Below are 23,170 nucleotides of genomic sequence, written 5' to 3'. Positions count from 1 at the left end.
AGGATAAAATGAAAGATACTTCAAAAATAGTTTTAGATATTATATCAAATATTGTGCTTAAGAAGAAAAGAAAGCTTGTAAAACCCGAAGCCAAACTTAGAGAAGACCTTGGACTAGATTCCATAAAAATGATAGCAATTTCAGCTATGCTCATAGAAAGTGGAATAGATGTTAATTCAACGGATAGTAATGTTGATTTGTCAAGAATAGAAACAATTCAAGATGTAATAGACATTGCCGATGAAATTGTCAATAAGGGTAAATAGATGAAATAAATTTGGAGGTATATAGAATTGAAAAATTTTGATAAAGAAGAGTATGACAGTGATATGAACAGCTTACACCACATACTAAACATGTATCAGAGAAATCATTTATTTCAAGATGCTACACCATTAACATTATCTTTTTTAGTTACCAATAGATGTAACTTAAGGTGTAAACATTGTTTCAATCATGATGTAGATAAATCATTAATTGAAAAAGTAAGAAAAGAATTGACCTTGGATGAAATAGAAAAGATGTCGAAATCAATGGGCTTTTTCCTTAATGCATTGCTATGCGGAGGAGAACCTTTCCTTAGAGAAGACTTATATGAAATAGTTAGGCTGTTTAGAATGAATAATCATGCAAAGGCATTTTCAAGCAGTACTAATGGACAACTTACAGATAAAATAATAAAACAAATGGAGCATATAAGCAGTTATTCCAAATATGAAAACTACTCCTTGAATTTTTCTTTTGAAGGTTTTGAAAATGAAAATGATGAAATAAGAGGAAAAGGTACATTCAAAAAGAGCATTGAAACATGGAATGAATGTAAAAAATTAAATAAGATATACGGAAATATTATTCAGAACGTTGTTGTAACAATGAACTCAGTTAATCAAGAAACACTTCCTGATTTCTTCAAATGGGTCTATGAAACATTGAAACCCGATAGTGTAATGATGCTTTTGGTAAGACAAAGTCCAAGAGGCGGGGAATACCTAAAAGAAGTAGAGCCCAAAAATTATGAGAGAGCAAGAGAAATATTGGAACAGTATACTCTACAGGGGCTTAATGGTAGATGTGATAAACCAACTACATATATACCAGCATCACAATACTATTATACCAACAGGACATTGAAATCGGGAAAAAGAGAGTTTATGTGTTATGCAGGTAAGCATGGAGCATTTATTGATTTTGATGGAGAAGTCAATGTATGTGAAGTTTTCAATGATGTTACCTGCAATAACAAACCAGTGTCCATGGGTAACTTAAGAGATCATGATATGGATTTCATAAAATTATGGAATAGCGAACAAGCGTTAAAGGTAAAAAATATGGTAAATCGCCATAAGGTTTGTGAACAATGTACACATGAAACAGAAGGTATATTACCATCGCTATATTTTGAACCAAACTTCTTTGGAATTGAAAGTATAGAGAGTAACAAATAGATATACCATCAGGTTAGTGGGAGAGGAAGGCAGGAAAATGAAAGTAGGAATTTTATCAGCTAGAACGGGAAATGGTCATATAAGTGTAGCAAATGCGTTAAAGGGTTCATTTGAAAAAAGGTCTATTCATGTGGAGGTTTTCGAATCATTTTATGAAGACTTAATGATTAGTAATAAAATAATAAGCGATTATTATAATTTTCTAATGATGACTTCTACACCACTATGCTATAAATTCAGTGAACTCTCTTATATGACGAGACCTGACCTATCAGAGGACTTTTATGCTGGTGTTGAGAAAAAGATAAAGGATTTTATTATAGATAATCAGTTTGATGTAATTATATCTACATCACATACTATCAATTTTGCAGTAATTCGTGCATTGGAGGAGCTTGAACTAAGAGATAAAATCAAATTCTATATTGTTGTTACTGACCCATATGTACCTATTTCTGTAGGGTTTGATGTAAAAGGTGCAAGCCGTTATTTCTGTACAGGAAATTCTGTTAAAAAATATCTGACCAAGAACATTGATGAAGAATATATATATGAAAATGCTTATCCAATCAATGAAGTCTTTTTAAAAGAGTACACAGAAGCTGAAATATCAGAGATATATAAGGGATTGGAACTTAGCCGGGATAAGAAAATACTTCTTATCAATAGCGGTTCACAGGGAGCTTTTCATTGTAAGGAATATCTAAAAGAAGCAGTAAACAAATTCAGCGATTTACAGATAATTTTTATATGCGGTAAAAATGAACCTCTTTATAATATTGCTAAGATGATTATAGGAGAAAATGAACGAGTCAAGATACTAGGTTATGTGAATAACATGAATGATATTCTAAGAATATCGGATGTGGTTCTGACAAAACCAGGTGCTAATAGTTTTTATGAATGTATTTACATGAGAAAACCTATGCTCCTTGATAAAATGGAAGGCTTCTTATATCAGGAAAAAGGAGCAGCCGATTTTATTAAAGAGCATGAAATAGGTGTAATAGTAGATAGTTTGGATAAATTTACTGAAGGCATCAATGATATTTTAGAAAGATATGATACTTATATATCAAATCTTCAGCAGATAGAAAAGATTAACGGAGCTGATGTCATAGTAGATCAGATAATTAATGTTTAACAAGAAAGGTGGGACATATTCATGATAATTGATATGCATACTCATCTATCGGATATACGAGTATATCCGGATTATTGGATTCAGAATATAAAAAGAACAATAAGAAAAAAGCTAGAAAAGGAAATTCCAATCCAAGTATCTGATGATTTTTTACAGAACTATGTAAATAATATTTTGAATGATTTTGATGGAGAAACAAAAATCAAGCTAATGGATGAATGTGGAATTGATAAAGCTGTTGTACTGCAGGTGGATTTTGGATATGGTAGGCAAGAGCCAGATAATCTATACAATATTATAGATATTCATGGTGAAATGTTAAAAAAATATCCTGAACGGTTCATCGTATTTGCAGGAATAGATCCTAGGAGGGGGAAAAAAGGAGCTGATTTATTTGAAAAATGTATAAAAGAATATAAATTCAGCGGACTAAAACTTTATCCTCCATGTGGCTATGAAATAGATAATAAAGGTTTATACCCATTATATGAGATATGTAATGAATATAGACTTCCTGTACTGATTCATATTGGACCATCTTGGGAAGATATGAAATCCACATTCAATTATCCAGATTCAATTTTAAAAGTTTCCAAAGAATTTCCAAATGTACCTTTTGTGTTAGGACATGCAGCGCTATTGTTTTATGAAGAAAGTCATAAATTGCCGTTAGTAAGAGAAAACATATACTTGGAAGTATCTGGATACGAAAAAATGATAGAGCAGGAAGCTTTATTAAAGGAACGTATGAAGAATCTTATGAATAATTGTCCTGACAAAGTAGTGTACGGTTCTGACTGGCCTATGTATCGTACAGTTAAAGAGGATATTTCATACTTTGAAAGTTTTGATTTCATGACAGATGATTTTAAGGAAAAGCTTTTTTACAAGAATGCCTTAGACCTGTTAGGAATGTAAAGGTGCTTATACTGTAATGGAGGTAACTATGGAAAACAAACTATTTATTGATCCTACGAAAAATAAGGAATCATTTAATTATGTAAACTGCTTTGAAAAACCACTAGGATTAATCCTTGGTAATAATGATGAGAATATCAAGAATAACTTCTTTTTATTACTTAAGTTAATGCAATGTTATAATATCGAATGTTTTGATGACTCATCTATCTTTTACACAATCGAATATAACGAAGCATTAGCCTATATATTTGAAGATATGCTCAATATTCAAATGAATACCCAGAAAACCCACAGAGCTAATTTGAATAATGTAATTAAAAATAATATTGATAATGGCAGATTTGCCCTTGTTCCAGGGAATCTAAAAGTATATCCAGGCAGTGAGTATTATGATGAATACGATTGGAAGCATTTGATTTTGGTTAATGGTTATAATGATGAAGAAAAAATATACTATGTTTGTGATAATACTCATGAAGAAGGAAATGATGGAAGCCAGTATATACATGGAACAATTGATTATGAGCTTCTTGAAAAATTATTTGAATCAGCCGTAGACAGTTTTGATATTTCATCTGTATGGAGTTTGAATATAGGGGAAAATGCTGGTTCATACTCAGAAAAAGAAATGCTGATGAATGTATTGGACCTATATCTATATAATCGCAGTGAACAACCATATATGGAAATTGATCTTATGAATACTGTACAAGATAAAATCCAAGCAGGTGAAAGAATAAAAGCGAATTGTGAAGGCGAAGAAATCCTGAAAAGTACAGAATTCATTCTATTAAGAACCATACGTTACAAAGAATTTTTCTATCAAGAGATGGTTACTAAACTACGTACACTAGATTTTGATGAGAATATCGTCAACAAAATAGAAAATGTAAGCGTAAAAATAACAGAATTCTGGATGAAAATTGCTAATTCAGTTCTTATTAATTATCACTTAATGCAAAAATTTGATATGGATGACCAGATTATCAGAGTTATGGCAAAAGAGAAAGAGATGTTCAGGTTATTAGACAGAGTTAAAGATGAATTGGATAGTTAAAACACTTTAGAAAGCATTAAGGGAGAAAATGATGAATGATATGAAAATAAGAAAGGATAACGTTGAAGATATACTTGCACTTAGTGCTGTTCAGACAGGAATATTATATGAATATCTTATAAAAGAAGATAAAGAATTATATATTGCCCAGATTTCATTACATCTTAAGGGAAAGCTTGATATAAGTGTTATGAAAAAGGCATGTGCGATGGTTAGTACCAATAATGAAATGCTAAGGTCTGTATTTAGATGGGAAAGGCTGCAAAAACCCATCCAGATAATATTAAAAAATCACAAGATACCTTTTTGTACATATATATTGAAAGATGAACCAATACACGAAGCCCACTTAAAAGCTGAGAAGCTAAAGAAAAATGAAAAAAGTAATGGTATTGATATAAGGATAGAGCCGGTGAAAATACTATTATTTCAATATGAAGATGGCAGTCATGATTTAGTTATTACATGGCATCATATTGTATATGATGGATGGAGTAATATGATTTTACTAAGCGAAATCTTTCAAACCTATGAAAAGTTGCTTAATGAAAAATATCCAGAGTTTGATAAAAAAGCCAAATACAAAGATTACATTAAAATGTGTAATGAATTCAAGAAATCCAACGAACAAAAGATGTTCTGGAAGGAATATCTTCATGGATATAAAGCTAATGATAATCTATTAAGGGATATACAAGGTAATAATAAAAGGAATATCACAGAAGAATACAGTTTCAAACTTAATGAAGATATGATAAAAAAACTGGAAGACTATTTATGTAATATAAGAACAACAGTAGCTGATTTCATATATATGGTATGGGGAATTTTATTATATAAGTATACTAATATAAATGATTTTGCAATTGGAGTAACATATTCTGGAAGAAACAATAAGATAAGAAACATTGATAAAACAATAGGTTTGTTTATTAATACTCTGCCTTTAAGAATTAAGATAAATGACAGTATGAAGGTAGATGATGTGTTGATAAATATTGCTGATAGCAAAGAAAAGATGCTGGACTATGAAATGAGCAACTTGATTGATATTAAAGAATATTCTGGGGTGAAATCAGATGAAGTTTTATTTCATTCACTGGTAGTTGTAGAGAATTATCCAGTAGAGATGGGAAAATGGCTGGATAATGATGAAGGCGGTTTACACATTGAATCTTATTGTTCAAGTGAAAAAAACAATTATGATCTGGTATTGGGAATTTTACCTTCAGATGATTATACATTCTTAATACAATATTCCAGGGATTATTATACAGAAGAATATATTCATAGGATGGTAGATTATCTAAATAATCTATTGGAGATGATTTTATATGGTACAGAGGATATATTGATAGGGGATATAGATAAATATACTTCTGAGGAAATAGAGAAGATGAAGACTTTGACAAATGATATAGAAGAAAACATGGATTTTGATATAGATTCTTTTTTATAAATTGAAATTGCAGTGTAAGGAGAGTAGCAATATGAGCACAGATGTATCAAGCAAGTATCTAGAGGGAAAGAAATATTGGGAGGAACAGCTTTGTAAGATAAATGACTGTGGAGTCTTGCCAAGAGATTTTATATGTAATGGACAATATGTAACTAGAAAATATTCATTTTGCTTAGGCAAAGATTTGAGTGACAAAATGAATAATCTGTGTAAGGAAAACAAAATAGTTCTGTTTATCTATTTGTTATCTGGATTCAAAACCCTTTTACATAAGGCTTCCCAAAAAAAATGTGTTGCTCTTGGCATACCAGTTTATAAGGAATCTTCATTTAATGAAACTGTTTTTACAGTAGGGCAGTTCAACGAAGAAATGTCAGGGAGAGATCTTATAAAGGCAACCTCCCAGATAATAAAAGATGCTTATAAAAATCAATTCGTTCCATTAAAAGAAATATTTTCATTAGATGATACTAAGAAAAAGGAATCACTAAGATATATTTTAGCATTAGACAGTATTCATGATATATCAAAAATCCAACATACAGCTCAGTCAGGTGATAATGAAATCACAGTGGTGATAAGAGAAAAAAGTGGTGAGTTGTCAGGTGAAGTTATATATAACAGCTTGATGTTTAGTGAAATTACCATTAAATCATACATGGAAGTTTACATAAAGTTATTAAGTCAGCTCATAGAGAATAATTTAAAAAAGGTTATTGACATAGCTGTTATTGAACATGATGTGCCAGAAAATATACATAAGAGGAATGAGAATATTACTGATTCAAATATAATGAATGAAACAAGAAGCATAGAGTTAATAGATATTTTTCATGATAAAGTCAGAGAATATGGAAAATGGAACGCAATAGTAGATAATGAAAAAGTAGTTAAATATGAGGTATTGGAACAAAGAGTAAATGAAACAATTAGGCTGTTAAAAGAGGAACAGATAAAAAAAGGTGATGTTGTATGCATCATGGTACACGATGCTGTTAGTGCTGTTGAAGCAATTTTAAGTATTTCTTCAATTGGCGGAGTGTATGTGATAGTAAGCCCTCAGCTCAGTGAAATCAATAAGGATTACATTCTAAAAGATAGTGGTGCTTGTTTTGTACTCACAAAAGAAGAAGATTCCAGTGACTTCAAAGTGCTAGGTTTACATAATTCATATAAAAAGGAACAAAACAGTAATAGTGAAAAAGATGTGCTATGCAGGTTGTATAAAATAGATGTGGACGGTGTTCCAAAAGGAATAGATATAAATAAACAGCAGATGATTAATCACTTGAAAAACGTAAAAAGGATTATGGGAGAATGTGAAGAAGAAAGACGCTTGGCAATGTCTGTGACACTTTCGCCTACAGCTTCTTTATGGGCAGTGAGTATATTGTTATCAGACAATATTGTACTATATTCAGTATCTGATCAAACTTTGAACAATAGTATGTACCTGGAAAAGTTTATTCAAGAGAATAAAATAACTTCTCTGACAGTACCAGCTTTTTGTGTAGATACTGTGATGTCGTATAATTCCCCATGTCTTGAAGAAATATATTTTCTAGGGCTTATTCATGATATCAATAAGTTAAAGAAATACAAAGAATCAGAAAAATGCAGATATGTTTTCGATATGTTTGAAAGCTGTACATTTTTAGCGTTATATGAATTTAACAGGGATTCAACTGAAAGTATGTGGTTTACATTAGGTGAGATCCCTGATAGATATAGATTATGTGTTCACGATTATAATAACAAAGAGATATTTAATGGTCTTCCAGGGGAATTATGTATTTTAGAATTTGATAATGATAAAAAAGATAAAGACTACCACCAGACCTATAATACAGGAATCAAAGCAAGAAAAAGTATGGATGGTAAAACAGTGGAGATATACCCTTTTGATGTGGTGAATAATACCCCCCATTTAGTGGAAGATGAAGAGAATGAACATGATATAACAGATGTAGAAGAAAATCTTATTGAAATATGGAAAAATGTTTTGAATATAAAAAAAGTAAGTATTAAAAATAAATTTTTCGATATGGGGGGGAATTCAGCTCTACTATTAAAAATGGTTGCTGATATTGAAAGAATATATCCCAGTGTAATCAATGTTGCAGATGCTTTTTCATATCCTACAATAAGAGAATTAGGCAATTTGATTAACCGAAATATGAAGAATGAAAAAGATAGAGAAAAAATAGGTTATAAAGATATTATTAATTATTCAAGTAACTTACAAGAAAAATACTTTGTTGTGGAAAAAAACAATAAAAAGTATTCCACATTGATTTATGATTTGGATGAAGATTTATGTATGGATGTTGTGACTGCAGCAGAGAAGCTTAATATATCAGAGTTAAGTATTATAATGGCTTCGTTTCTAAGAAATATAGCAAGTGTAGGTGATGGAAGGGAAGCTGTGACACAATTTGTCAGCGATTCAGATGAGAATATTTCCATTATTGAGTTAGAAGATTATGGTGGTGATATAACCAATTATCTTAAAAAATTAGATAACACATATCACACTAAGGATTCTATGTTCAATATAGATGACATCAATAGAGATGAAATACATAAGATGGACCAAAGGGTAATGTCATTATTTTATGATATAGATTGTTACAATTTCAATCAGGATATTTTACTAATATACGATATGCTCCTTGGGGTTAGTTTGTCTGACGAAGAGATAAGTATAATATTCCGTTTTAACAGTCAGTATCTTAACAAAACCTTAATGGGAAATTTATTCAATAATATTATAGATGATCTTGAGGTAATAGTTTCAGATGTTTTAAAAGTAAATTAGAAGATAAGTAAATGGATTATAAGCCTAAGGAGGTAGTTTATGAAAAAGACAGCATTGGTTTTTTCAGGTCAAGGTTCTCAGTATTCAGGTATGGGAAAGATAGTATACGACAATTATAAAGAAGCTAGACAAGTATATGAAGAAGCTGCTGATATACTGGGTTTCAATATAAGTAAGCTTTGTTTTGAAGGCAGCAGAGATGATTTGATCAGTACAAAAAATACACAGATAGCAATATTGACAACTAGTATCGCTATGTACAAAGCATATGAGCATGAGATAGGTCTTGAGCCATATTGTATGGCTGGACATAGTCTCGGTGAATATTCTGCACTTGTAGCTTCTGAAAAACTAAAATTTCAGGATGCACTGAAGATAGTGGAGACTCGTGGAAAACTTATGCAGGATGCAGTCAATGAAAAAGGCGGGTGTATGAGCTGCATCATTGGATTAGATTCCCATATAGTTCAGAATGTATGTAATAAATATTGTAATAGAGATTCGGTTGTTATGATTTCCAACTATAATTCCCCTAAACAGAGTGTTATTTCTGGTAATGAGGAAGCTGTGTCATCAGTATGCAGGGAACTGGAAGAAATGGGAGCAAAAATAATTGAATTAGAAGTAAGAGCACCATTTCACAGTATATTAATGAAGGAAGCAGCAGATAAAATGGCTGTCTATCTGGGGAATTTTAAATTTCATGATACCAAAATGCCAGTTATCTCTAATGTTAAGGCAGAACCTTATAATGATACCATGGAAATATATAAATTACTTCCTGAGCAGATAGTAAAACCTGTAAGATGGAATGAGTCAATGATTTTTATGGAGTATATGGGTGTTGATACATTAATAGAAATTGGTCCAAAATCTGTTTTGAAAAAGTTGACAAAGCATAATTGTCCATATGTTGATGCTTATTCTTATGATATAGACGAAGATGTGCGAGAAATTCGTAAAAAAGCTGTTTCATGTTACGGTGCCAAAAAAGATGAAATAGACTGGAATATCTTTATTGAAAAGTGTATTGCATCAGCAATATCTACTAAAAACCGTAATTGGGATGAAAAGGAATATGATGAAGGTGTTGTAAAGCCCTATAGAATGATAAAAGAAGATTATTACTTGATGAAAGATAATAATGAAAAGGCGACTATGGAAGAGGCAAAGAAGGCTTACCATATGCTAAGTTCAGTATTAGTCACTAAGAAAGTATCAGATGATGAAAGAAATTATATAATGAATGAACTGTTTTACGGAATATATAGTAATTATGTAGATGATATAGCTGGTTAAATTATAAAAAGAAGGGGTCGTATGATTTATGGACACAGTTAATATGAATGAGAAAAATAAACATAGATTTTTAGAAGTTAATGACCAGGATATAGCTATTATCGGAATCTGTGTTAAGTTACCTATGGCAGAAACCCTAGATGAATTATGGAATAATATCAGTAATGGGAAAGACTGTGTTAGTGAGATACCTGAGTCAAGATTAGAAGATATAATAGACTACATGGATTTTTGTAATAAGGATTCAGATAATACAGTATTTCCTAAGGCAGCTTATCTAGAAAGCATTGATAAATTTGATTATAGTTTTTTTAATCTATCCCCAAGACAAGCAAAACTTATGGATCCACATCACAGAATATTCTTGGAAACAGCATGGAACGCATTTGAAGATGCAGGTTATGGCAAAAATAGAATAATAGGAACAAAGACTGGAGTATTCGTTGGATTCAATCCAAGACTTGAATATAAGAAAATGATAATGGAGACAGGACAAGCATCTATGTCTGAGGCATTGACAGGTAGTCTTCCTTCTGCCATGGCAGGAACCATATCATACCTATTAGACCTGAAGGGACCCAATATGAATATAAACACTGCATGTTCCTCTTCTTTGACAGCTTTACATACAGCATGTCAATCAATAAGGAACAAAGAATGTGATATGGCATTAACGGGAAGTATAAGATTAAGTATCACCGTTGATGATGACATCAAAAGTGCGGATATAGGGATAGCCTCTCCTGACGGAAAAGCTAAAGTTTTTGACGATAGTGCTGATGGAAGCTCAGGAGGAGAAGGCTCAATAGCTGTTCTATTAAAATCTTTAGGTAATGCAATTGAGGATAGAGATAACATATATGCTGTGATAAAAGGAAGCAGTATTAATAGTGATGGAAGATCTGCAAGCCTGACATCCCCTAATGCAGCAGCTCAAACAAGATTAATCTGCAAGGCATGGGAGAATGCAGGTGTTGAGCCTGAATCCATCACCTATATTGAAACACATGGTACAGGTACCAAATTAGGTGACCCTATTGAGATGGAAGGAATCAAAAAAGCTTTTGATACCTACACTAACAAGAAACAGTTTTGTGCAGTTGGCTCAGTGAAAACTAATCTAGGACATCTTGATACTGCGGCAGGACTACTTGGAGTCGTAAAAGCTGTATGTGCTTTGAAGAATAAGCAGATTCCACCTAATATACATTTTAATCTGCCAAATAGAAAGATTAATTTTGAAGATTCTGCGGTTTATATTAGTAATAGACTCATGGATTGGAATACAGACATATTTCCCAGAAGATGTGGAGTTACTTCTTTTGGGTTAAGTGGAACTAATGTTCATGTTGTGTTAGAAGAAGCAGGTGCATACAAAAGGAAGAAAAGAGAAGTAAAAGAGGATATTCGAGTACTTAAGTTAAGTGGGCATTCAACGAATGTACTTAAAAGACTTATATCCACTTATTATGATTATATAAAAAACAATAATAGTAATTGGAGTATTGACGAATTATGTTATACCGCTAACACAGGTAGAGGGGATTATACCCAGCGTATAACCTTTATTTTCAAATCCGTTGATGAGCTAATGCATCAGATGGATTGGGTTATAAAAAATGGATTAAACTTTGAATACGAAAAAGGAATCTTATATGGTAGAGCAGATAATTATTATGATGATAATATAGATGAAAACCAGAGAGAGAGAATTACAGAAATAAGAAAAACAAAGGATTTAGATAAAAAGTATCAAGAAATTCTTGAGTTATGTAAACTGTATGTTAAGGGTATTCATGTTGAATGGAATGTACTGTATGAAAAGAAAAGATACCATAAAATCAGTCTGCCTGTATATCCATTTGAACAAACAAGATGCTGGATTGATGTGGACGTGAGTAAGGGTAATCTACATAATAAATCTATGGTAGATGCGCCTGTGAATGTGCCAAATGAGTATGAACGAAAGGTATCAGATATAAAAGTGACAGGGGACAATGTATCTTCTGTATCACCTGTTGTAATAGAAATGGCTCAGATAGTAGCCTATAGTTTAGGGTATGACACCATTTCCATGGAAGACAGTTTCTTTCAACTGGGCGGTGATTCAATACAGGCGTTAAAGGTCATAAACCGTATAAATGATAAGCTGAATGTTCATATTGAAGTATCGGATTTATTGAAAAATCCAACAATCGGCCAGTTAGGTGAGATTATCTCAGTTTCTAGTGATGATGATATCATAACACCAATAGAAGAGCAGGAGTACTATGAATTATCCTCAGCTCAAAAAAGAATATATTATCCATGTCTGTTTGAAGGAAGCAGTACAAGATATAACCTTACCAATGCAGTAATTATAGAAGGTGATGTGGATACTGACAGGTTAAAAAATGCATTTCAGTCTTTAGTTGATAGACATGAAGTAATGAGAACAGGATTTTATCTCATAGATGGAATACCTAAAATGAAGATATATGACAATATAGATATGAATATAGAGTATAGCCAGTCTGATGGCACAGATATAGAAAATATCATCAAAGATTTCAGGAGACCATTTGACCTTGAAAAAGCACCTTTGGTTAGAATAAAACTTGTTAGGATAAGTAGTAATAGAGTGTACTTGATATATGATGTACACCATATTATATTTGACAGTTATTCATTTGGAGTGGTTCTTGAAGATTTGATAAAAATATATAACGGTTCTGTTTTACCTGAACTGAAGGCACAGTATAAAGATTTTGCTGCATGGCATAACAATCTCATAAAGACTGACAAGATGAAAAAACAGGAAGCTTATTGGTTGAATGAATTTAAAGATAAGATACCTTACACAATAATACCGCCATGCACAGGGGATCATCACAAAGAAGAAAATTCTGGTGATAGCCTATGGTTCCATGTAGATAGGGAACAAACAGAAAAACTTAAACAAATTGCTGCTAAAAATGATTCCACACTTTTTATGACCTTGTTATCTGTTTATGGAATATTGGTATCAAGATATATTAGTCAGGAAGTAATTATTATCGGTAGCCCAATTGCAGGAAGAAATCATAAACAGACTGAAAATTTGATAGGGGATTTTATTAATCTTCTTGCTATCAGAATGAATGTAAATCCTAATAAGAATTTTAATGAACTATTAAATGATGTAAAAGAAAAGTGTACAAAAGCTTATGAAAATCAGGATTATCCATTTCAAGAGATAATACAGAAATTAAATGTAAAAAGACAGAATGATGATAATTCATTATTTAATGTATTATTTGCATTCCATAGCAACTTGAAAAATAAAGAGCTTAGATATGGTGATTGGAAGATATTGGAAGGGGAATATGATGTTAATGCGGCAACTTTGGATTTGACTATGGATGTAGAAGAGACAAATGAAGACCTAATGTTCAATCTGTCTTTCAGCAATGAAGTATATGACAGGATATTCATACAGCAGATGATAGATAATTATAAAAATATTCTGGAACAGGTAATAAATAATCAAAATATCAAATTGGATGATATTGCATTACTTTCACATTTAGAAGAAGAAAAAATGCTTATTGATATGAGCAGGGGAGAGAAAATAGATATCTCCAGTGAGACAATAAATGATATGTTTGGAAAAACATTCAGGGAATATAGTAGCAAAACAGCTGTTGTAGGGATAGATGGTGCCTTGACCTATAAGGAACTAGATGAAAAATCATTAAAGCTGGCAGCTATATTACAGGAAAATGGTATAGGAAAAGATAAAGTTGTGGGATTATTGCTTAGAAGAACCAGCAACATGATTGTTGGTATGGTTGGTATTCTAAGGTCAGGTGGAGCATATCTGCCAATAGATCCAGAATTCCCACAGGAACATATTAATTATATGCTGAAAGATAGTAAAACTGATATTATCCTAAGCGAAAAAGAGATAATATCTAGGGTTGGTATTGATAACAATGAATATAAGGTTATCAGCATAGATGAAATAGATGCAAAAGAATATATAACAGACAATAGTACTAAGGAGTTCCAATATTCAAGTGATGCATTAGCTTATATTATCTATACTTCAGGGTCAACAGGAAAAGCCAAGGGAGTAATGATTGAACATAGAAACTTATACAATTTCGTTTTAGGTATGAAGAGAAATCTAGAATTGAAAAGTGAACATACTATGTTAGCACTTACAACAGTTTCTTTTGATATATGGGGATTAGAGTCCATATGCTCAATCGCTCAGGGATTAGAAGTTATAGTAGCAGACGAAAATCAACAGAAGGATATGTTTTTGCTTAGAAAACTAATCATGAATAATAATGTTGATATTATACAGGCGACACCTTCAAGAGTTCGTATGATGCTGGAAGATGATGAATGTATGGAGATGTTTGAAAAAGTTAAGCTTCTTCTTGTTGGAGGAGAAAAATTGGACAAATCATTATTGGATAAGGTCAAAAAAGTATATAAGGGTAGAATTTTCAATATGTATGGACCAACTGAGACAACAATCTGGTCATCAACCAGGGAATTAACAGAATCCAAAGAAATTACCGTTGGAAGACCTATTCTGAATACTACTTTTTATGTTATGGATAATGAGCTTAGACTAAGACCATTAGGATGTCATGGAGATTTATATATTGGTGGTTCTGGATTGGCTAGAGGATACGTTAATAATGAAAATCTAACAAAAGAAAAGTTTATCTTGAATCCTTACAATAAAGAAGAAAAAATATATAAAACAGGTGATACCGCAAGATGGCTAGCAAATGGTCAATTGGATATATTAGGAAGAAATGATAATCAAGTCAAACTCAATGGTCATAGAATCGAGCTTGGTGAAATTGAAACCATATTAATGCAGTCAAGAGGAATTCAGAGTGCAGTGGTTTTAAAATGGGAAGAAGAAAACAGTAGTTATCTATGTGCTTATGTAACTGGACAAGAAAAGATAGATATCAATGATGTAAAAGAATTTCTCAAGAGTAAGCTGCCATATTATATGTTACCTAAGTTCTATGTTCAATTAGATGATATGCCTCTAACTCTAAATGGGAAAATAGATAGAAAACAAATGCCAAAACCTAAGCATAAATCCATAGATGACAATTTCATAGGGGCTCAAAATGATATAGAGAAAAAGATAGTATCAATATGGGAAGAAATTTTGAATACAGAGAATATCGGTCTCAATGATAACTTCTTCGACGTGGGAGGAGACTCGGTATTATTAGTACAAATGCAGTCTAGAATCAAAAAAGAATTTAACTGTGAAATTAGTATTGCAGATTTCTTTGATAATAGTACAGTTTCAAAAATTGAACAACTATTGATTACTGCCAAAAGTGATAATAATACTCATGAGAGTTCCTATGGAACAATACATATGCCTGAAAAATACTTCTCCAAGAATGTTAATTCAAGCAGTTACGCCAATATGTCTTATACAATAAAAAGCCAAGAACATGAAATAATCAAAAAAGCATCAAAAGTAAAAGATCATAATATTTCTGAGTGGTTGTTAAGTATTTTTGCATATCATCTTTACGGTATAGCTGAGAATGAAGATTACACAATGTACACTACAGTAGGGGATATAAAGAATATTTCAATGATGGACATTGTAAAAGAGGAAGAAATAAATGATATAAAAGAACTGGAAAAGTTCTTGGATGATATAAAACAAAAAGCTTACATGAGTAAAAAAGAAACAATAAGTAATATAGGGAAAGATAATTTGATTAAACTTGATAATGAAATAGGTATGATATTTGTAGATAAGCCATTAACTGGATCACTGACATCCATCTATGACGTAATTATTGAGATAAAAGAGTCAGCAGACAGTATAAAAGTAAACATGGAATACAGTGAAAAATTATCAAGGAATGATATGAAAATATTCTTATCACAATATATAAAATTGATAAAGGCAGTGTCAGAACTGTTTTTGAAATGATGCCATGCAGATTGATAAGGGAAAGAGAGGCTGAGGATTCATGTTAAGATTTGATTTAGATGATAATATACTGGATGAAATAGAAGAAATATCCTCACGTGATATAGCTATCATTGGTATTGATGTAAATTTACCTAAAGCAGGCAGTCTGGATAAGTTCTGGATAAATCTTAAAAACGGAAAAAACTGTGTTGATGATATGTCAAGAAGCAGACAGAAAGATGTAATGGACTATCTTAGGCTTAGAGGGGAAGATAATGGTAATGTCAGATTCGCAAAAGGAGGATATCTAGACGAAATAGATAAATTCGATTATGGGTTTTTTAAGATTTCCTATAATGAAGCGAAATTGATGGACCCAAATCAACGATTGTTTTTGGAAAACGTCTGGAAAGCTATTGAGGATGCAGGATATGGCGGAGAAAAATTAGTTGGAAGTAATACTGGGGTATACGTAGGATTTACACCTGGAGGAGAGTATTATCAATATATCAAAGATGTTGATAAGAAAATGATTCCATATGCAGAGACAGGAAATCTTAGTTCAGTTGTTGCATCACGAATTTCATATATCTTGAATCTTAAGGGTCCAAGCATGATTGTAAATACAGAGTGTTCTTCATCATTGGTGGCACTGCATCTAGCATGCCGCAGTCTAAGGAACAACGAGATAGATACTGCATTGGTTGGTGGAGTAAGGGTAGCTTTTTGTCCAGTATACTCAGAAGAAAAATTAGGTATAGAATCTGATAAAGAGATGATATGTACATTTGATGATGATTCCGATGGTGCGGTATTCGGTGAAGGAAGTATAGCATTAGTTATAAAACGTTATGACAAAGCAATCAAAGACAGAGACAGTATATATGCAGTTATAAAAGGAAGCTGTATTAATCAGGACGGTTCATCAGTAGGTATAACTGCACCTAATGTTGGGGCACAAGAAGAGGTAATCTGCGGAGCATGGAAGGATGCAGGTGTTTCTCCTGATACCATCTCATACATAGAAACACATGGAACAGGAACAAGACTAGGTGACCCTATAGAGGTACAAGCAATAAACAATGCCTTTAAAAGATATACGGGTCGTAAACAGTTCTGTGGTGTAGGCTCAGTTAAAACTAATATATCCCATCTTGATAATGTTTCAGGAATGGTGTCTCTTGTAAAAACGGTTTTAGCGTTAAAAAATAAGCAGATTCCACCAAGTATAAATTTTAACTGTCCTAACAGGAGAATTGATTTTGAGACATCTCCAGTATATGTAAATAATAGATTATCTAATTGGGCAACCAAGGATACTCCTAGAAGATGCGGTATTAGTTCTTTTGGATTAAGTGGAACCAACAGCCATGTTATTTTAGAAGAAAATGAAAATGATATTAAAATACATAATACTGATAGTAATGAAATACCTAAGATATTTACAGTTTCAGCGATTAAAAAAGAGGGACTTACTGCGCTCATAAGTGATATGAAAAAATATCTTACAGCAAATAGGGAAATAGATATTTCTGATATATGTTATACCATGAATACAGGACGTGGACATTATAATTATAGATTAGCAGTCATCGTTTATTCCCTTGATGAATTATGTGAAGCATTGGATTACATATGCGTAAACGGTATAGATGGAGAGCTTCCTAGGAATATAGTATATAAAAAACATATTGTGGTATCAGATAAAAAGAAAAAACGTGATACAGATGAAATCACAGAATCAATAAAGAAAAATTATAATAAAGAATCAGAACAACTTGTAACAGAATATCTGGCAAATGATACAAAGAAAGATATTTTAGAGAAACTTTCACTTTTATATGTAAAAGGTTCAGATATAGAGTGGGAAAAGCTATATGAAAAAGAAGCATTATGGAGAGTGAACCTTCCTACATATGTATTTGAAAAGAAAAGATGTTGGCTGGATATAGAAAAAAGTGGGGATAAACATCCTCTTATTGACTATGCTGTTATAAATTCTAAGGAGAAGACTTACTGTTTTCATACTGAGTTCAATCTAAAGAAGCATTGGGTACTCAGCGAACATAAGATATTTGATAGATACATTGTACCGGGAACAGCATTTCTAGAAATGGTTAGAGAAGGTATGTATAGAATAACCAAGAAAGAAGGAGCAATAGAATTTAAAAATGTAGTGTATCTAAGCTCTTTGTATACTAAAGGTGACGATTCTGTGGAAGTACAGACCTTAATACAACAAGATAATGACTGTTATCATTTTACAATAGGAAGTGGTTACCATGATGGTGGTGTACATGATAAAGAGTGGGATAGAATCTATTGTGAAGGACAAGTAATAACTAAGGTAAATTCAGACAAGCTTGATTTAACTCTTTTAGAGGTAAAACAAAAATGTACAGATAAGGTTGAATCAGCTGGTTCTAATAGAAAACAGAATCAGATATTCTTGGGAGAACGCTGGACCAAGTTGGTTAGAGAAGTATACAAGAATGACAATGAGGTTCTTGTAAAAATTGAACTGCCAAAAGAGTACGAAAATGATTTGGAAGAATATTATATCCATCCATCTATATATGATATGGCTATTAATGCTGTTTCACAGAATGTTGGAAATGATGTTTATCTACCATTTAATTATGGTTCACTAAAGGTTTTTTCAAAGACTGAAAAGACCATATATACCTTTATCCATAGAAATGATCAGGAAGATAATTCACAGATGGTTTCTTGTGACGTTGTATTATTTAATGAAAAAGGAAGGATAATTGCAAAGGTAAAGGATTTTATTGCAAAGAAGGTTAATCGACCAGAACAAAGATATGATGATTCCTATAGTTATAAGATTTCTTACAAGGAATGTACTCATGTACAAAATGATAATGATTATATAGACAAGCCTGTTCTTATAATAGGAGCTGACACGAAAAAAGCTTCTGCCATTATTGAAAAAATAAAGAAGACTAGAAAAAACGTTGCAGAGATATATTTATCAGAGAAATATGAAAAAGTTAGCAGTAATAAGTTCTATACTGATAATACACAGGAAAGCTACAGTAAAGTACTTAGCCAGTGTATTAATGACAATATGCAGATTATTCACTTGCTTTCACTAAATGATAATAACAGCACTGATATAGATAGTAATCTACAAAATGGTGTATATAGTTTGTTGAAGATAGCTAGAAGTATTATCGATATGAAGATTCAGTATGAACTGGATATAGTATTGGTAACTGATTATATGAAAAAAATAGGCGAACAGTTAAAGACAAATCCATACAACGGTTGTATGGCTGGTTTGGGTAAGGTTCTGGCTAATGAAGTTTCCAATGTACAGTGCAGAGTACTAGATATAGATGATCTGAAAGTTTCAAGCGAGATAGACAGTGTAGTAGAGAATATCAATACCTATGGTACACAGTTATACACAGCCTATAGGGACGGTAAAGCTTATGGAGAGGTTATTGAAACTGTCAAATTACCATCAGCTGATAATTTTCAAGATATGATTCATGAAAATGGTGTGTATATTATTACTGGAGGTATGGGAAGTATTGGGATACGTATAGCTAAGTGTATTAGTGATACTAAAAAGACTAATATAGCACTGATTGGAAGAAAAGAAATAAAACAGTTAAATGGTATTAATGATAGTACAACTATAAATAATCAACTTGAAGAGAATATTAATATATTACGCAGTATATCAGAAGCAGGAACCAATATAACTTATTCTAGCGGAGATGTTTCAGATAAAAGTGATATGTCAGGTATCTTTAATGAATTACGTAATAAGTTTGGTAAGATAAATGGCATTGTGCATGGAGCAGGAGTTATAGATGATGCTTTTATTATGAACAAGACAGATGAGAGCTTCAAAAAAGTACTTAAGCCAAAAGTATATGGTAATAATACATTATTGGATATTACTAGAGATGATGAATTAGACTTTTTCATTAATTTCTCATCAATTTCATCATTATACGGTTATCCCAGTCAAGGTGACTATGCCGCTGCTAATGCATACCTTGACTCTAGTGAACCATTACATAGAACACAGGTTACTAAGTATATAACTATCAATTGGGCACCATGGAAAGATGCTGGAATGGCTTATGAAAGCAATCAAAAGGATACAGGAGTTTTCAAGATGCTTCCAACTGATATCGGGATTGAAGCATTCAAAAGGGTACTGTCAAGTGATAATAGAAATATTATTATCGGAAAAATAGATTACCAGAAGTTAGAAATTTTCTATGAAAAAGCGGGATTACAGTTTGATGATGAAATCATTAAGCATATGAAAAATAAAGGCACAAAAAATATATCAGTACATAATTCAGCTAAAGATAGTAACATACCAATAAAAAAAATTAGATATGATAATGCACCAGTCGAGAAAGAACTCATTAAAATCTGGAATGACATATTAGGATTGGATGATATAGATATCTACAAGAGCTTTTTCAATCTAGGCGGTGATTCCATACAGGCAGTTGCATTGTCAAAAGCAGTAGAACAAAAATACCCTGGAATAGTAAAAGTATCAGATATATTTACATATCCATCAATAAATGAAATGACACAATATATAACCAGCAAGTTAGATATTGAGGATAAAGATACTGATAATCGATTCACAATGATAATTGATGTACTTTATAAACTTGAAAAAGGTAAGCTGTCTGTAGATGAAGCAGAAAAACTTATTGACAAAAGTTAAATATTATAGGAGATGTGGCATATGTGTGGTATTTGTGGTTATGTTGATTTGAAAGATGAAGACCGTATAGACAGGAATGTTCTGTTAAGCATGATTAATGTTATAGAGCATAGAGGACCTGATGATACAGGTTATCATATTGAACGTAATATAGCATTAGGATTCTCAAGATTGAGCATAGTGGATTTGGAAGGGGGTCATCAGCCCCTGAACAATGAGAACAATACAGTTTTTTTAATATGCAATGGAGAGATATTCAATTATAAAGAATTAAAGAAAGAACTCATAGAAAAAGGTCATACTTTTCGTTCAAAATGTGACGTAGAAGTCATATTACATCTATATGAGGACTATGATACGGATTTTATTAATTATCTAAATGGTCAGTTTGCATTTGTTATATATGATAGTCGGAAGAAAAAGTTCATATGTGCAAGGGACAACGTAGGTATAGCACCATTTTATTATACAGTTGTAGATAAAATGTTTATATTCGGTTCAGAGATAAAAGCTATCTTACAGAATCCTTATGTAAAAAGGCAAATAGACCTTACTGGTTTGGACCAGATTATGAATTTCCCAGGAATGGCAAGTCCACGTACTTTATTTGGGAATATCAAGAGTCTTGAACCGGGACATTTCCTTAGTGTAGATAGGACTCATGGAATTGTTAACACTGAATATTGGGATTTGATCTATCAAAAGGAAGATGAGAAAGAAGAAATTCATGATGAAGAGTATTATATTGAGCATCTGAATGATCTCCTTACAAAATCAGTGAAGAGAAGATTACAGGCAGATGTACCAGTTGGTTTCTATCTAAGTGGAGGATTAGATTCAGCTTTGATTGCAGGGAAAATATACGAAGTTGGTGAAGGTATTCAAAGGAATTCCTATTCAGTTGATTTCAATGATAAAAGCATTTCTGAAGGAAAGTATCAGAGACTAATGGCAGGGAAGGTGAATTCTATTCACCATGAAATAAGATTTGACCTTAACTCTATTGCTGACAGGATAAAAAAGGCTGTATATCATTCAGAAAGTGCCCTAAAAGAAAGTTATAATACAGCTTCACTTGCCTTATCTAGTGCAGCTCGTTCTGATAATGTAAAAGTAATTCTTACTGGTGAGGGTGCTGATGAATTATTTGGTGGTTATATTGGATATAGATTCGACCAATTGAAATCCAATCAGAAGCAGAGTCAGCCGATGACAGATGAATTAAAAAGAGAAAATGAGATAAGAAAACAGTTATGGGGAGACGAGAATTTTTTATATGAGAAATATCATTATAGTTATTCCCAAAAAGTAAGAGAATTGTATTCAAAAGAAGCTAATGCAGTATATGATGAATTTAACTGCTATAAGCATCCCTTAATTAATAAGGAAAGGATTAAGGACGTAAGCATATTTAACAGAAGGTCATATGTTGATTTCAAATTAAGAATGGGTGACCATTTACTCACCGATCATGGTGATAGGATGGCTCTCGCCAATTCTGTAGAGGCTAGATATCCTTTCCTAGATAAAGATGTGATAGAGTTTGTAAAGAAAATTCCTACAAGCATGAAGTTAAAAGCTTACAAAGAAAAATATATATTAAAAAGGACTGCTGAAAAGGTAGTTCCTATGGAAATAATTAAACGTCCAAAATTTGCTTTTGTTGCACCAGGGAGTTCGGATCTGCTTAAGATGAATAATGAATATTTTATGGATCTTTTATCGTATGAAAGAATAAAAAGACAGGGAATATTTAATGCAGATACTATTGAAAGGTACAAAAAACAGTATTTAAAAGATGGATTCAAACTTAATGTTCCATATGATGATGATATGTTAATTATTGCTTTGACTTTTAATATATTTTTGGATCAATTCGGTATTAACAGTCTTTCATAAAAAGAGGATGGAGGAAATAGTATGGTTAACACGATACAGGATAAATTACTGGAAGCATTAAAAAAATATAATAGCAAAACAGCAGCAGAATATAATGAGCAGAAAGTAACCTATGAAGAGATTGACAATAGGTCAGAAACTATAAAAAATGTACTTGTTGCAAAAGAAATCCCACAAAAAACACCAGTAGGGATACTTCTTGACAATAAAGTAGAAATGATAACAGCCATGATAGGAATATTAAAAGCAGGCGGCATATTTGTTCCTCTTGATGAAAACTATCAAAATACCAGATTGCAAATCATGTCAGAGTGTGCAGAATTAAAATATATCATTACAGACAAAAAAAGTGAAGAAAGAGCAGAGATGATACTCTCCCAAAAAGAGGGAATCATAATAGTGGCTCATAACGAGGACAAGCAGTGTGACTGTGAGCATATTAGTTATGACCCAAAAGACCCTAT

The 23,170-nt window shown here is 32.0% G+C and carries 12 protein-coding genes; all 12 read left to right on the top strand.

Features of this window, described 5'->3' with window-relative positions:
* Positions 1–8: 8 nt before the first annotated feature.
* A complete protein-coding gene (locus AACQ14_RS07185) occupies positions 9–266 on the top strand; it encodes a hypothetical protein (protein ID WP_113673411.1) in 258 nt (85 codons plus the stop codon).
* Between the two features lie 27 nt (positions 267–293).
* Positions 294–1,445 carry a radical SAM protein gene (locus AACQ14_RS07180; RefSeq protein WP_339362899.1) on the top strand — a complete coding sequence of 384 codons (1,152 nt, stop codon included), beginning with the start codon at positions 294–296 and terminating at the stop codon, positions 1,443–1,445.
* A 37-nt stretch (positions 1,446–1,482) separates the two neighbouring features.
* Positions 1,483–2,589 (top strand): MGDG synthase family glycosyltransferase, encoded by a 1,107-nt coding sequence (locus AACQ14_RS07175; RefSeq protein ID WP_339362898.1) that lies wholly within the window; start codon positions 1,483–1,485, stop codon positions 2,587–2,589.
* A gap of 21 nt (positions 2,590–2,610) precedes the next feature.
* A complete protein-coding gene (locus AACQ14_RS07170) occupies positions 2,611–3,507 on the top strand; it encodes an amidohydrolase family protein (protein WP_339362897.1) in 897 nt (298 codons plus the stop codon).
* A gap of 28 nt (positions 3,508–3,535) precedes the next feature.
* Complete coding sequence (locus AACQ14_RS07165) at positions 3,536–4,567, top strand: hypothetical protein (RefSeq protein WP_339362896.1); 1,032 nt, start codon at positions 3,536–3,538, stop codon at positions 4,565–4,567.
* Between the two features lie 31 nt (positions 4,568–4,598).
* On the top strand, positions 4,599–6,026 hold the full coding sequence (locus AACQ14_RS07160; RefSeq protein ID WP_339362895.1) for a condensation domain-containing protein: 1,428 nt from the start codon (positions 4,599–4,601) through the stop codon (positions 6,024–6,026).
* A 31-nt stretch (positions 6,027–6,057) separates the two neighbouring features.
* Entirely contained in the window at positions 6,058–8,844 is a 2,787-nt protein-coding gene (locus AACQ14_RS07155; protein WP_339362894.1) for an acyl carrier protein, read from the top strand.
* 39 nt (positions 8,845–8,883) lie between these two features.
* Complete coding sequence (gene fabD, locus AACQ14_RS07150; RefSeq protein ID WP_339362893.1) at positions 8,884–10,143, top strand: ACP S-malonyltransferase; 1,260 nt, start codon at positions 8,884–8,886, stop codon at positions 10,141–10,143.
* Between the two features lie 28 nt (positions 10,144–10,171).
* Positions 10,172–16,099 (top strand): amino acid adenylation domain-containing protein, encoded by a 5,928-nt coding sequence (locus AACQ14_RS07145; protein ID WP_339362892.1) that lies wholly within the window; start codon positions 10,172–10,174, stop codon positions 16,097–16,099.
* Positions 16,100–16,139: 40 nt separating this feature from the next.
* Positions 16,140–20,807, top strand: coding sequence for an SDR family NAD(P)-dependent oxidoreductase (locus AACQ14_RS07140; protein ID WP_339362891.1), 4,668 nt, complete (start codon positions 16,140–16,142; stop codon positions 20,805–20,807).
* 21 nt (positions 20,808–20,828) lie between these two features.
* A complete protein-coding gene (asnB, locus tag AACQ14_RS07135) occupies positions 20,829–22,706 on the top strand; it encodes an asparagine synthase (glutamine-hydrolyzing) (protein WP_339362890.1) in 1,878 nt (625 codons plus the stop codon).
* A 21-nt stretch (positions 22,707–22,727) separates the two neighbouring features.
* Positions 22,728–23,170: AMP-binding protein (locus AACQ14_RS07130; RefSeq protein WP_339362889.1), on the top strand; the 443-nt coding region annotated here is incomplete at its 3' end.

Origin of the sequence: Vallitalea maricola (assembly GCF_036985595.1) — a bacterium.
In the GTDB taxonomy this organism is placed as follows: Bacteria; Bacillota; Clostridia; order Lachnospirales; family Vallitaleaceae; genus Vallitalea; species Vallitalea maricola.
This window is presented reverse-complemented; position numbering and strand designations above follow the sequence as displayed.